The 12,556-nt window shown below is 68.5% G+C and carries 11 protein-coding genes and 1 tRNA gene; 4 read left to right on the plus strand and 8 right to left on the minus strand.

What is annotated here, in order from left to right; genetic code table 11:
* Nucleotides 1-53 precede the first annotated feature (53 nt).
* From PMI14_RS02305 to PMI14_RS02315, 3 genes are all read right to left on the minus strand, one after another.
* Nucleotides 54-971: a branched-chain amino acid ABC transporter permease gene (locus tag PMI14_RS02305; RefSeq protein ID WP_007849014.1), complete on the minus strand. Its 918-nt coding sequence runs from the start codon at nt 969-971 to the stop codon at nt 54-56.
* A gap of 34 nt (nt 972-1,005) precedes the next feature.
* Nucleotides 1,006-2,223 carry an ABC transporter substrate-binding protein gene (locus PMI14_RS02310; protein WP_007849017.1) on the minus strand — a complete coding sequence of 406 codons (1,218 nt, stop codon included), beginning with the start codon at nt 2,221-2,223 and terminating at the stop codon, nt 1,006-1,008.
* Between the two features lie 73 nt (nt 2,224-2,296).
* Nucleotides 2,297-3,709: a hydroxymethylglutaryl-CoA reductase, degradative gene (locus PMI14_RS02315; RefSeq protein WP_369751423.1), complete on the minus strand. Its 1,413-nt coding sequence runs from the start codon at nt 3,707-3,709 to the stop codon at nt 2,297-2,299.
* A 26-nt stretch (nt 3,710-3,735) separates the two neighbouring features.
* On the opposite strand from PMI14_RS02315, the gene PMI14_RS02320 reads away from it, so the two are divergent.
* Complete coding sequence (locus PMI14_RS02320; protein ID WP_007849021.1) at nt 3,736-5,154, plus strand: PLP-dependent aminotransferase family protein; 1,419 nt, start codon at nt 3,736-3,738, stop codon at nt 5,152-5,154.
* A 35-nt stretch (nt 5,155-5,189) separates the two neighbouring features.
* Nucleotides 5,190-6,152 carry a cation diffusion facilitator family transporter gene (locus PMI14_RS02325; RefSeq protein ID WP_007849022.1) on the plus strand — a complete coding sequence of 321 codons (963 nt, stop codon included), beginning with the start codon at nt 5,190-5,192 and terminating at the stop codon, nt 6,150-6,152.
* A 12-nt stretch (nt 6,153-6,164) separates the two neighbouring features.
* Here the strand turns inward: PMI14_RS02325 and PMI14_RS02330 are convergent, their stop codons facing one another.
* Entirely contained in the window at nt 6,165-6,800 is a 636-nt protein-coding gene (locus PMI14_RS02330) for a hypothetical protein (RefSeq protein ID WP_007849023.1), read from the minus strand.
* A 231-nt stretch (nt 6,801-7,031) separates the two neighbouring features.
* A tRNA-Ser gene (locus PMI14_RS02335) sits at nt 7,032-7,121 on the minus strand.
* Between the two features lie 258 nt (nt 7,122-7,379).
* Here PMI14_RS02335 and PMI14_RS02340 point away from each other — a divergent pair.
* Nucleotides 7,380-8,783 carry an RtcB family protein gene (locus tag PMI14_RS02340; RefSeq protein ID WP_007849024.1) on the plus strand — a complete coding sequence of 468 codons (1,404 nt, stop codon included), beginning with the start codon at nt 7,380-7,382 and terminating at the stop codon, nt 8,781-8,783.
* 33 nt (nt 8,784-8,816) lie between these two features.
* Here the strand turns inward: PMI14_RS02340 and PMI14_RS02345 are convergent, their stop codons facing one another.
* The 3 genes from PMI14_RS02345 to PMI14_RS02355 all read right to left on the minus strand — a co-directional run bounded on the left by PMI14_RS02345 (nt 8,817) and on the right by PMI14_RS02355 (nt 11,796).
* A complete protein-coding gene (locus PMI14_RS02345) occupies nt 8,817-9,329 on the minus strand; it encodes a DUF1993 family protein (RefSeq protein ID WP_007849026.1) in 513 nt (170 codons plus the stop codon).
* A gap of 169 nt (nt 9,330-9,498) precedes the next feature.
* Nucleotides 9,499-10,821 (minus strand): serine--tRNA ligase, encoded by a 1,323-nt coding sequence (gene serS / locus PMI14_RS02350; RefSeq protein WP_007849029.1) that lies wholly within the window; start codon nt 10,819-10,821, stop codon nt 9,499-9,501.
* Between the two features lie 33 nt (nt 10,822-10,854).
* Entirely contained in the window at nt 10,855-11,796 is a 942-nt protein-coding gene (locus tag PMI14_RS02355; protein WP_007849031.1) for a threonine/serine dehydratase, read from the minus strand.
* Between the two features lie 179 nt (nt 11,797-11,975).
* Between PMI14_RS02355 and PMI14_RS02360 the strand changes: the two genes are divergently transcribed.
* Nucleotides 11,976-12,556, plus strand: a 581-nt coding sequence (locus tag PMI14_RS02360) for an HPP family protein (RefSeq protein WP_007849033.1), incomplete at its 3' end; no start/stop codon positions are given.

Genomic DNA, 12,556 nt, shown 5'->3' on the forward strand with positions numbered 1-12,556 from the left:
CGCCCGCCGTAGCGGCGGCGATGAACGCAAGGGTATGGGTGCGCATGGTGCGGTCACACCTTCTCGAAGGGCTTCTGGCCGAACAGCCCCTCGGGCTTGACCACCAGCACCAGGATGATGAGCGCGAAGACCGTGATCTCGCGCAGCTCGGCCCGCCACAGGCCCACCAGGGCTTCGATGCAGCCCAGCATGAACCCGCCGGCAATGCAGCCGCGCGGGTTGGTGAGCCCGCCCACGATGGCCGACGAGAACGCCTTGAGCGCGATGGCCAGGCCCATGAAGACCGAGGCCGTGGTGATGGGCGCGATCAGCAGGCCGGCCAGTCCTGCCAGGCTCGACGAGATCACGAAGGCCAGCACCACGATGGCGCCGACGTTGATGCCCATGAGGGCCGCGGCCTGCTTGTTCACCGCCACCGCACGCACGGCCTTGCCGACCTTGGTGCGGCGCAGCACATGGTCCAGCACCAGCATGACCACGGCCGTGACGCACAGCACCAGGATCTCCTGCGCGCGGATGCCGGCCTCGGCGATGCGGATCACTTCGTCGCCCAGCGGCGAAGGCATGGCCATGGAGCCAGGGCCCCAGATGGCCAGCGCCGTGTTCTGCACGATGATGCCGAAGCCGATGGTGCTCATGACCCAGGCCATGCCGGTGGCACCGACGAAGGGCCGCACCGCCGTGAAGTACAGCACCACGCCCAGCAGCGCCAGCACCGCCAGCGACACCACGAGCGCCAGGCCATAGCGCGCAAACGTCACGTCGGCTGCGGCCAGCACGCCGGTGTGGCCCTTGCCCGAGAGCAGCAGCAAGGTGGCCACCGCGATGAAGGAGCCCGCGACCAGGAACTCGCCCTGGCCGAAGTTGAGCGTCTTGGTCGTCGTGTGGGTGATGCTGAAACCCAAGGCGACGAGCGCATAGATTCCACCGAGGGCCAGGCCGCTCAGCAAGGCTTGCAATACGTTGGTCATGGGGTGCCGTCTCCGGGCCTGCCGCGCTGCGGGCTCACTTCTTGTAGTCGGCCGGCGTCAGCGCCTTGGTGATGGCGTCTTCATAGGCCGACACCTTGCCATCGCGCCAGCGCGCCAGGTGGAAGTCGGCGACCGAGAGCGCCTCGTGGTCGCCCTTGGCGAACGGCTTCTGGTAGAGCTTGACCACGCCCTGGGTGTCGGGCACGCCGTTCTCCAGCGTGGCGGCGAGCTTGTCGCCATCGGTGCTGCCGGCCTTCTTCACGGCAGCGGCCAGCAGCATCACCGAGTCGTAGGACTGCGCGGCCGCCACGAAGGTGGGCAGTTGCGGGTAGCGCTCGCGCACGCGGGCCGCCAGTGCCACGGCGCGCGGGTTGCTGTCCTCGGCCGTGGAGGTGGCGAAGATGATGTGCTCGGCCAGCTTCTTGCCCGCCGTGTTGAGCAGCGGCGTGCTCATGTTGCCCCAGGTGCCCAGCGTGGTCGGGAGGTAGTTGATCTTCTCCATGCTGCGCAGCAGCTGGGCGTTGGCATCGGCCAGGCCGTAGACGATGAGCGTGTCGGCCCCGGCATCGCGGATCTTGGCCAGCTGCGAGGTCATGTCCGTGTCCTTGGGGCCGAATTTTTCCACCGCCACGGCCTTGTTGCCGTGCAGGGCCAGCACCTCGGTCAGGTCCTTCACGCCCTGCTGGCCGAAGCCTGTGGAGTCGGCGATGAAGGCGATCTTCTGGTTCTTGGTGGCCTTGACGGCGTAGGCGATGAGCAGCGCCACCTGCTCGCGGTCCACCATGGAGACGCGGTAGATGTAGTTCTGCGCCTCGTTGGCGTAGCGCTTGGTGATGTCGGTGGCAGTGGCCACGGGCACGATCACGGGCACCTTCTTTTGCTGGGGAATGTGCAGCCAGGCCAGCGCATTGCCCGAGTTGGTGGGCCCGACCACGGCGGCCACCTTCTCGCTGTCGATCAGCTCGGTCATGTTCTGGATGGACTTCGGGGGCTGGCCCGTGTCGTCGCGCACGATGCCCACGACCTTCCTGCCCAGCAGGCCGCCGGCCTTGTTGATGTCCTCGATGGCCAGGTCGAAGCCATGGCGCGCGGCCACGCCCAGCTCGGCCGCGCCGGTGCCCGACTGGTCGGCATTGAAGCCGAAACGGATGTCCTGCGCCTGGGCCGTGGACAGGCCCAGGGCCAGCGCCGCAGCCGCGATCAGCGGCCGGACCAGGGAGGGAATGCGGTGGTTCAGCGTCTTCGTCGTCATGTCTTGTCTCCTGTCGTTGTCATTGGAAAAGGCGGCCCTGTTGCGGGCCTGCCGGGCTTGCCCGAGGGCTCTGTCAGCTTCTGATCTCTGCCAGCAGCGCCAGCGCGCGGTCCACGCGCACGTCGTGCTCCTGCGCCATCTGTTTGGCAACGCGGTCGATCTCGTCCCCCGAGGCGCCGGCCACCAGTGCGATGTTGCGGGCATGCAGCGCCATGTGGCCGCGCTGGATGCCTTCGGTGGAGAGCGCGCGCAGCGCGCCCAGGTTCTGCGCCAGGCCCACGGCCACGGCCACCTCGCCCAGCTCCTGCGCCGACTGCACGCCGAGGATACGCAAGGCCAGGCGCGCCAGCGGGTGGGTCTTGGTGGCGCCACCCACCAGGCCCACGGGCATGGGCATCTCGATGCTGCCGACCAGGGCGCCGCTGGCGTCCTTCTCCCAGCGCGTGAGCGAGGTGTAGCGCCCACCGCGGCAGGCGTAGGCATGGGCGCCGGCCTCCACCGCGCGCCAGTCGTTGCCGGTGGCGACGATGACGGGGTCGATGCCGTTCATGATGCCCTTGTTGTGCGTGGCCGCGCGGTAGGGATCGATCACGGCGAAGCTGCAGGCGTCGACGATGCCGTCGATGATGCGCTCGCCACTGTGCTCTGCCGTGGCCATCACCTCGGGCGTGAGCCGCACGCGCGCCCGGGCCAGGCGCAGGTCGGCCAGGTTGGACAGGATGCGCAGGCGCACCGTGCCGCCGGTGATCTGCTCCACCAGCGGCGAGACGGCCTCGGCCATGGTGTTGACGGTGTTGGCGCCCATAGCGTCGCGCACGTCCACGATGAGGTGCATGACGACCATGGCGCCACGCGGCGCGTCGTCGAACACATGCACCTCGATGTCGCGGCAGCCGCCGCCCAGGCCGATCAGCACCTTGTCGCGGCTGTTGGCCACGGCCAGGATCGCCTCGCGCTGCAGCAGCAGGGCCTGGCGCGCGCCGTAGGGGTCCGCGACGCCGATCACCTGCACCTGGGCACGCATCAGCGGCCCGGTGCTCGATGCCTGGAAGCCCCCGCACTCGCGCGCCAGCTTGGCCATGTACGAGGCCGCGGCCACCACCGAGGGCTCCTCCACCACCATGGGCACGAGCACCTCGCGGCCATTGACCTGGAAGTTGCCGGCCACGGCCAAGGGCAGCTCGAAGGTGCCGATGACGTTCTCGATCATGCCGTTGGCCCGCTCCACGCCCAGCGCGCCAGGCCGGGCCAGCAGCACGGCCTCGTCGGCGGTGAGCCCCGCAGCCTGCACCACGTGGTCGAAACGCTGGGCAGGGCTGAGTGCACGGAACTGGGGAAGGCGGGAGTCGGCGACCATTTGGGGTTGTCCTCGGGATGTAAGTCGTTGGGCGATGGGGCGGACTCTAGGCCATCTGTACCAGTGTCTATGGGTACAGTTTTCAGGGACAGTTGTGCCATCTGTCCGGGTACACATGGGCTGTGTCATAGTGGCCCAACCGCTTTGGAACCCCCATGAAAGCCGCGCCCAAGACCGCCTCGCTGACCCTCACCTTGGCCGACTCCATCGACCGCCAGATCCGCGACGGCGCCTACCAGGCGGGGGACAAGCTGCCCTCGCTGCGCGAGCTGGCACAACTGCACGGCTATGCCAAGAACACCATCGTCGCGGCCTTCGAGATGCTGGTGGCGCGCGGGCTGATCGAGCCGCGCCGGGGCTCGGGCTACTTCGTGCGCGCGCAGCCCCAGGCCTCCGCCCAGGAGGAAGAGGCCGGCTCACTCGGCCGCGCCATGGACATCGTCTGGCTCATGCGCGAGCAGCTCAAGTCCGAGCCCGGCGAGCTGGCCGTGGGCGATGGCTTTCCGCCCGTGGAATGGCTGGCCGACGTGCGCCTGGACAAGTTCCACCACAAGGTGGTGCGCACCGGTCTCGGGGCCCTGTTCCGCTACGGCAACCGCTTCGGCTACGAGCCGCTGCGCCACCACTTGGTGCGCAAGCTCGCGGACCTGGGCATCGGCACCGAACCGCGGCAGATCGTGCTCACGCACGGGGCCAACGAGGCCATGGACATCGTCATCCGCTACTTCGTGCCGCCGGGCGCGCCGGTGCTGGTGGACGACCCGGGCTACTACCCGCTGTTCGGCAAGCTCAAGCTGGCGGGCGCGCACATCGTGGGCGTGCCGCGCCTGGCCGACGGGCCCGACCTCGACGCGCTGGAGCAGTTGCTCATCGTGCACAAGCCGCGGCTGTTCTTCACCCAGTCGGTGGCGCACAACCCCACGGGCTCGGACCTCACAGCCGCCAAGGCCTACCGCGTGCTGCAGCTGGCGCAGAAGTACGACCTGATGATCGTGGAGAACGACCCGCTGGCCGACTTCAAGCCCACCAGCGCGCCGCGCCTGTCCGCCCTGGACCAGCTCGAGCGCACGATCTACATCGGCAGCTTCTCCAAGTCCTTCTCGGCCGCGCTGCGCGTGGGTTTCATTGCCTGCGGGGCCGACCTGGCCAGCGACATCGCCGACCTCAAGGCGCTGATCCACGTGAGCAGCTCGGAGTACAGCGAGCGCACCGTGGACGTGATCCTGAGCGAAGGCCACTACCAGCGCCACATCCAGCGCCTGCGCGACCGCCTGGCCGCGGCCACGCAGAGCGCCACGCAGCTCTTCGACGCCGTGGGCGCCGAAGTGTTCACGCGCAACCCGCAGTCGCTGTACCAGTGGGTGGCCCTGCCGGGAGTGCAGGATTCGCTGGCCTTCGCCCAGGAGATGCTGCCGCGCAAGATCGTCATGGCACCGGGGCGCATCTTCTCGGTGGACTTTGCAGCCACCTCGCGCTGGTCGCGCTTCAACGTGGGCGCGGTGACCGACCCACGTTTTGCCAAAGCCTTGCGCCAGGCGCTGGTGCAGGCGGCGGAGGCCGCCGGGCGGGCCTGAGGGACAGCCGCTCCGCCTGGTCCAGAATGACCGCCATGCACGAACCACACGCCCACGCACCCGGCGAGCCCCACGGGCACGGGGACCACGACCACGGCCATTCACAGGGCGGCGAGCACAGCCATGCACCGTCGGTCACCGCCTCCAACGAGCAGCGCATCCGCCTGGTCTTCCTGATGACGGCCGGCTATGCCGCGGTGCAGGCCGTGGGCGGGGCGCTGTCGGGCTCGCTGGCGCTGATCGCCGATGCCGGGCACATGGTCTCCGACGCGGCGGCTTTGCTGCTGGCGCTGGTTGCCTACCGCGTGGCACGGCGCCCTCCGGACCTGAAGCGCACCTATGGCTTTCACCGCGTGCGCGTGCTCGCGGCGCTGGCCAACGGGGCCTCGCTGCTGCTGCTCGTGGCCTGGATCGCCTGGGAAGCCGTGCAGCGAATTCGCACGCCCTCGGAGGTGCTGGCCGGGCCCATGCTCATCGTGGCAACCATCGGGCTGGTGGTGAACCTGGTGGGCGCCTGGATCCTGGCACGCGGCCAGCGCAACGACGGCAACCTGCGCGGTGCCCTGCTGCATGTGGTGGGGGACCTGCTCGGCTCGGTGGGCGCCATCGCGGCGGCCATCGGCATCATGGCCACGGGCTGGACGGTGCTCGACCCGCTGCTCTCGGTGCTGGTGGCCGTGCTGGTCGTGCGCTCGGCCTGGGGACTGGTTTCGGATGCGCTGGTGGTGCTGCTGCAGTCCGCGCCCCGGGGGCTGGACCTGGCAGCCGCCGAGACGGGCATACGCGCCCTGCCCGGGGTGGCCGAGGTGGGCCATTTCCATGCCTGGACCTTGACGGACGACAGCACCGTGGCCACGGTGCACGTAACGCCGGCCGCGGGCACCGACCCGCTGGCCCTGCCAGCGCAGGTGGCCGGCTACCTGCGCCGCGCGCACGGCATCGGCCATGCCACGGTGCAGGTGGATGCGCCGGGCCACATCGAGGCCCCGGCGCACTGAACGGGCTATCTATCAGCGGTAGGTGAAGTCCGCGACGATCGAGACGGCTGCCGCCACCGGGGTGGTGAGGGTCAGCGTACCCGTCATGCGGCCGGTGTTGCCGCTGAAGGTGCAGGTCGACATGGTCCAGGTGGCCTGCGCAGCGCCTGCGTTCTGCAACACCGTCTGCTGCAGTGCCGGATCGCTGCAGAACGCGGCCTGGTTGGCGGGCTTGGGCATGTTGTTGATCGTGATCAGTGGCACGGGCGTGCCCTGCGCCGTCACGCGGATGTCCAGGGTGGCGTTGCTGGGGGTGCCGGCATCGATGACCACATCACCGAAGCTCACCAGCGAGAAGCCGGGGCCGGTCAGGCTGACGGCAGGGTAGAGGGTGCCACCAAAGTTCAGCTGCGGAATGCGCAGCACATTGCCCGCCGAGGTGAAGCTGATGTCCGCACCCACGCTGGAATCGTTGAGGCGCAGCTGGCCGGGCGAGACCAGCTGGATCACCACGTCGCGGAACTTGAGGTTGCCGTCGATCTGCAGGATGGGGAAGCGCAGGCGGCCCGTGGCCGCGTCGAACACGGCGGGGTCGGCCGCGTGGGCCGGCAACATCATGACCGCACCAGCGACGAAGGCGAAGGCAGCGGCAGTTTTACGAAGCATCATGAACACATCCTTTTGACGTCAGGAACTGGCAAAGCAGGGCGAATGAATCTACCTGCAAATTCTCACACGAAGAGAACCCAAGAGATAGCGACAAACGGGTGAGATGCAGAAAGCGAGCATGACCCACGATCCCACGGCCCATGGGCGCGCGCACCAAGCCAGCCCTGCCAAGGATGCGATGGGCAAAAGAAAAAGCCCCGAGCCATTTGCGATGGCACGGGGCTTTGTCAGTGGCGGAGAGGGTGGGATTCGAACCCACGGTAGTGTTGCCACTACGCCTGATTTCGAGTCAGGTACATTCGACCACTCTGCCACCTCTCCTATGTGTCGAAGCCTGCGATTATAGCAGGCTTTTTTTGCGTATTGCAATTGCATTGCCCGCCACTCCCGCTTGCCCAGCCCGGAGCGGCACGGATATACTGCGCGCCTTTCCTTTCTTGACCCTGCTGCTGCAAGAAGGACGCTTCCCGGGCCCTCACAGGCCCCGGGTGTCTTTCATCGTCCGGGATCAGGCGGCTTCACACGACCGAAGCGCCCCGGACACAGCGAGTGCCAACCGGCCTCGCGGAATTTGCAGCCATGGGTACCTACCAACGACTTCAGCGCGCCTTTGCGCGCACCGGCATCGCCCTGGACTATCGCGACGGCATCTACCATGTGCGCGATGGCCAGGCCGAGGCCCATATTCTTTTGCCCGAAAGCCTCCCCTTGGAGGACAAGGCAGTTCGCCAGCTCCTGGCCTTTGCAGCCGTACAGCGGCCGGATGGGCACGCCGCTGTCTGCCGGGCCTGCGCCACACCGGACTTTCACCCGGGCACGGTGGCGCCCGTCGGCAGCATCGTGGCCACGCCCGCAGACTTTGTGATTCCGGCCGCCATCGGCACGGACATCAACTGCAGCGTTCGCCTGCTGACCACGGGCGCCCGGCTGGACCAGTTGGCCCCGCACAAGGATCGGCTGGTCAATCTGCTCACGGCAAGTCTGCTGAACAACGGGCGCGACGTACCTGTGACTACCCGAGCGTTCCGCGCGCTCTTCGATGAAGGGCCGCAGGCCTTTATCGACCGGTTGGGTAGCGACGGGATTTGGGCCCATACCGACACGGCCCGCTTGCATGCCGAGCTCGATCAATGCATTGGCCTGGCGAGCTTCGGTGGCAGTGCACGCTACGCGCCCGATGCCTACTTGCAGGAACGGCATGCCGTGTTCCGCGACCCCTGCCTGGGCACCGTGGGCTCGGGCAACCATTTCGTCGAGTTGCAGGTGGTCGAGAAGATCCTGGACCGGCATGCCGCCTACCATGCCGGACTGCGCGCTGGTGACGTGGTGGTGATGATCCACAGTGGCTCACGCGACATCGGCTTCTACGTGGGCCAGGCCTGGATGGACCGCGCCAAGGCTGAATGGCCGCACGGGCAGAGGCACCCCGCCAGCGGCTTGTATGGTCTGTCAGGGCCTCTGGCTGAGGAATACCTGCAAGCCATGGGCGTTGCCGCCCGGTACGCCTGGGCCAACCGCGTTGTGCTGGCCGAGCTGGTCCGCAAGGACCTGGAACAGCTCATCGGCGCGTCCGATTCGCGCCTGGTGGTGGATGTGCCGCACAACGTGGTCCTGCAAGAGAAAGGGATGAACATCCATCGCAAGGGAGCCACCCCAGCGAACGAAGGCGACTTCGCGCTGATTCCGGGGTCCATGGGGGATGCCTCCTACCTGGTGACAGGCCTGGGGTCGGCCGAATGGCTCTGGTCCTGCAGCCATGGCGCAGGTCGAAGCATGCGGCGCCAGGCCATGCGGGCGATGCGCCCCAATCCGGCCAACGCTGGCGAGCAGGGCTGGCAGTGCGTGACGCTGCGCGAGGAGCGCCGCATCGAGGAGGCACCGCAGGCCTACAAACCCATCGGGCCGGTGATCGACGCCCAGGATTCGGCAGGGCTGGTGCGACCGGCTGTGCGGCTTCGGCCCTGGGTGACGTTCAAGGCATGACGCCGGTCCCCGGAAGGTGCCCGCGGCCTTGGCTCAGGCCTTGCCCATGTAGTCCTTCTTGCCCAGCTCCACGCCGTTGTGGCGTGCCAGCGCATAGGCGGTCGTCACGTGGAAGAAGAACTGCGGCAGGCCGTAGTGCAGCAGGTAGGCCTGGCCCTCGAACTGCCGTTCGCGCGGCGTGCCGGGCTGCAGGGTGATCTGGCGGCTGGCGGCCTCGGCGAAGTTCTCGGCGGGCAGGCCTTCGATGAAGGCCAGCACCGTGTCGATGCGCTCGTTGAGTTCGGCAAAGCCGGGGCGCTCGCCGTCGGGGAAGGACGGCACCTCGACACCGGCCAGGCGCGCGCTCACGCCCTTGGCGAAGTCGCAGGCGATCAGCACCTGGCGCGCCATGGGGAACATGTCGGGGTACAGGCGCGCCTGCAGCAGCGCGTCGGGTTCGATCTTGCGCGCGGTGGCATGGGCTTCGGTCTTGGCGAGCACGTCCTTCAGGGCGCCCAGCATCTGGCGGAACACGGGGATGCTGGAGGTGTGCATGGGGTAGGTCATGGAGATCGGTCCTGGTAGGTAGGTGTTGTAGCGATGCAGCGGCAGCCGCCCGCATCGGAAGCGGATTGCACCACAACGCGCCAGAAGCTGCTTGCGGCGCCACCGCAGTCCCTTGCGGGCATGAAAAACGGGCCCGAAGGCCCGTGGTGCGCTGGATCCGCAGATGAACTCAGGCCTTCGGCGCCAGCACGGCCAGGCCGCCCAGGTAGGGGCGCAGCACCTCGGGCACGGTCACGCTGCCGTCGGCCTGCTGGTAGTTCTCGAGCACGGCCACCAGGGTACGGCCCACGGCCAGGCCCGAGCCGTTGAGGGTGTGCAGCAGCTCGTTCTTGCCCTGGGCGTTCTTGAAACGGGCTTGCAGGCGGCGCGACTGGAAGGCCTCGCAGTTGCTCACCGAGCTGATCTCGCGGTAGGTGTTCTGCGCGGGCAGCCAGACTTCGAGGTCGTAGGTCTTGGCTGCGCCGAAACCCATGTCGCCGGTGCACAGGCTCATCACGCGGTAGGGCAGGCCAAGCTTTTGCAGCACGGCTTCGGCGTGGCCGGTCATCTCCTCGAGCGCCTCGTAGCTCTTCTCGGGGTGCACGATCTGCACCATCTCGACCTTGTCGAACTGGTGCTGGCGGATCATGCCGCGCGTGTCGCGGCCGTAGCTGCCGGCCTCGGAACGAAAGCACGGCGTGTGCGCCGTGAGCTTGATCGGCAGCTCGGCCTCGGCCACGATCACGTCGCGCACGAAGTTGGTCAGCGGCACCTCGCTGGTGGGGATGAGGTAGAGCGCCGCGTTGTCGGGCACGGGCTCGCCGTCCTGGCCGCCCTTCTTGGCGGCGAACAGGTCGCCCTCGAACTTGGGCAACTGGCCCGTGCCCTTGAGCGAGTCGGCGTTGACGGCGTAGGGCACGTAGCACTCGGTGTAGCCATGCTCCTGCGTCTGCACATCCAGCATGAACTGCGACAGCGCGCGGTGCAGGCGGGCGATCTGGCCCTTCATCACCGTGAAGCGCGAGCCCGAGAGCTTGACGCCCATGTCGAAATCCAGGCCCAGGGGCGTGCCCACATCCACATGGTCCTTGACCTCGAAAGCATAGGTGCCGGGCGTGCCCCAGCGGCGCACCTCGACGTTGCCCGACTCGTCCGAGCCCACGGGCACGCTCTCGTGCGGCAGGTTGGGCACGGCCACGAGGATGGCCTGCAGCTCGGCCTGGATCTGCTCCAGGCGGGCGGCCGATTGCTCCAGCTCCGCCTTCATGGCCGTGACCTGGGCCTTGGCGGCCTCGGCCGCGTCCTTGTCGCCGCGGCTGATCAGCATGCCGACCTGCTTGGACAGCTGGTTGCGCTGCGATTGCAGCTCTTCGGTGCGCGATTGCAGGGTCTTGCGCTCGGCTTCCAGGCCCTGGAAGGCAGCCACGTCCAGGAAGGCCTGGGGTTTCTTGCGGGTTTCCAGGCGCGCGATGGCGGTGTCGAGGTCTTTGCGGAGAAGAAGAATGTCTAGCATGGGGGGATTTTAGAGGGGCGGCGCAACGCCGCTTCAGGCAAGGCTTGCCGGATCGAAATTGGCGCCGCAAAGGATCATGGCCACGGTCTCCTGCGGCTGGGGCTTGTAGGCGCCAGTCTGCAGGGCCGCCAGGCCCAGCGCAGCGGCCGGCTCGACGGCCAGCTTGAGCTCCTTCCACAGCCACTGCTGGGCCAAGCGGATGGCCTCGTCGGGCAAGAGCAGCGATGCGTGCACATGGCGCTGGCTCACCTCCCAGCCGATGGCGCCGATGCGGCGCGCGCCCAGCGAATCGGCGGCGATGCCGCCGACCTCCACGTCCACCGGTGCGCCGGCGGCACGGGCGGCGTGCAGGGTGGGCGCCCGCTCGGGCTCCAGCGCCACCACATGGGCGCGGCTTTCCACCCAGGCGGCCACGCCGCCGATCAGGCCGCCTCCGCCCACGCTGACGAGCACGGTGTCGGGCAGGCGGCCGCCCTGCTCCTCGATCTCAGCCGCCAGGGTGCCGGCGCCAGCCACCACCTCGGGCTGGTCATAGGCATGGGCCTGCAGGGCGCCGGTGGTCTTCTGGCGCGCCACGCAGGCCTCGAAGGCCTCGGAATACGCCGCGCCGGTGACGACCACGTCGGCCCCCAGGGCGCGCAGCCGCGCGCGCTTGGCCTCGGGCGAGACCTCGGGCACAAAGACCTCGCAGCGCACACCCAGGGCGCGGGCCGCGGCCGCCACGGCGATACCGGCATTGCCGCCCGACGCGATGATGACGCCGCTCTCGGGCACGGGGTTGGCCAGCAGGCGGTACAGCATGCCGCGCGCCTTGAAGCTGCCGCCCACCTGCAGGTGCTCGAGCTTGAGCCAGACCTCGGCGCAGTCCACGCCCAGGGACCGGCCGCTCAGGCGCAGCAGCGGCGTGGTGCGCAGGAAGTCGGGGCGGGACGCCAGCTGGGTGCGGGCGGCGGAGATGGCAGCGCGGTCGATCATGGAAATGGGGGGCCCCAAAGGCCCGGTTCAGGACAACCGGTGAGTGTAGATGCCCGCGGCCGCGCACATTTGGCACACACGGATACACCCTGGCCTGTGCCCCGCCCTTTTTGCTGCCGATAACATGGGCAGGGGGCAGCCATTATTTTTGCAGGCCTGCCCCTGAGGAGGTTGGCGGCATGTTCTTTGTGTTCGGCCCTTCGGGGCAGATGTACCGTGGCGGGGCGGAAAACCTCTCCAGCGTGGCACCGGTGCGGCGCGTGCAGCGCCCCCAGGCCCTGCGCACCCGCTCGCTGGACGAGCAGGCCCTGCCCGAGCTGCCCGTTCAGCCGGCAGCCCACCCCGTGGCGCCACCCGTGAACCTGCGCCTGCAAGACGCCGTGAGCGCCTATGCCCAGACGGAACAAGGCCCCCAGCAGGCGCGCAAGCCGCTGACGCTGGTGAGCGACGTGATGACCCAGGAGGCCCTGACAGTGCCACCCGAGGCCATGGTCAACGATGCCTGGCAGACGCTGGCCGAGCACCATGTGGCGCAGGCGCCGGTGGTGGACGCCCAGGGCCGCGTGGTGGGTCTGCTGCTGCGCGCCGACATGGCGCCGCTGGACCTGCTGCCCGAACCCGGTGCGGTAAAGCAGGCCATCGACCTGGCGCGCCGGCCCGTGGCCGAGGTGATGGTGAGCCCCGTGCCCGCCGTGGCGGCCGATACGGAACTGCGCCGCGTGGCCGCCGTGCTGCTGGATACCGGCCTGCCCGGCCTGCC

It is taken from the genome of Acidovorax sp. CF316 (assembly GCF_000276605.1).
GTDB lineage: Bacteria > Pseudomonadota > Gammaproteobacteria > Burkholderiales > Burkholderiaceae_C > Acidovorax.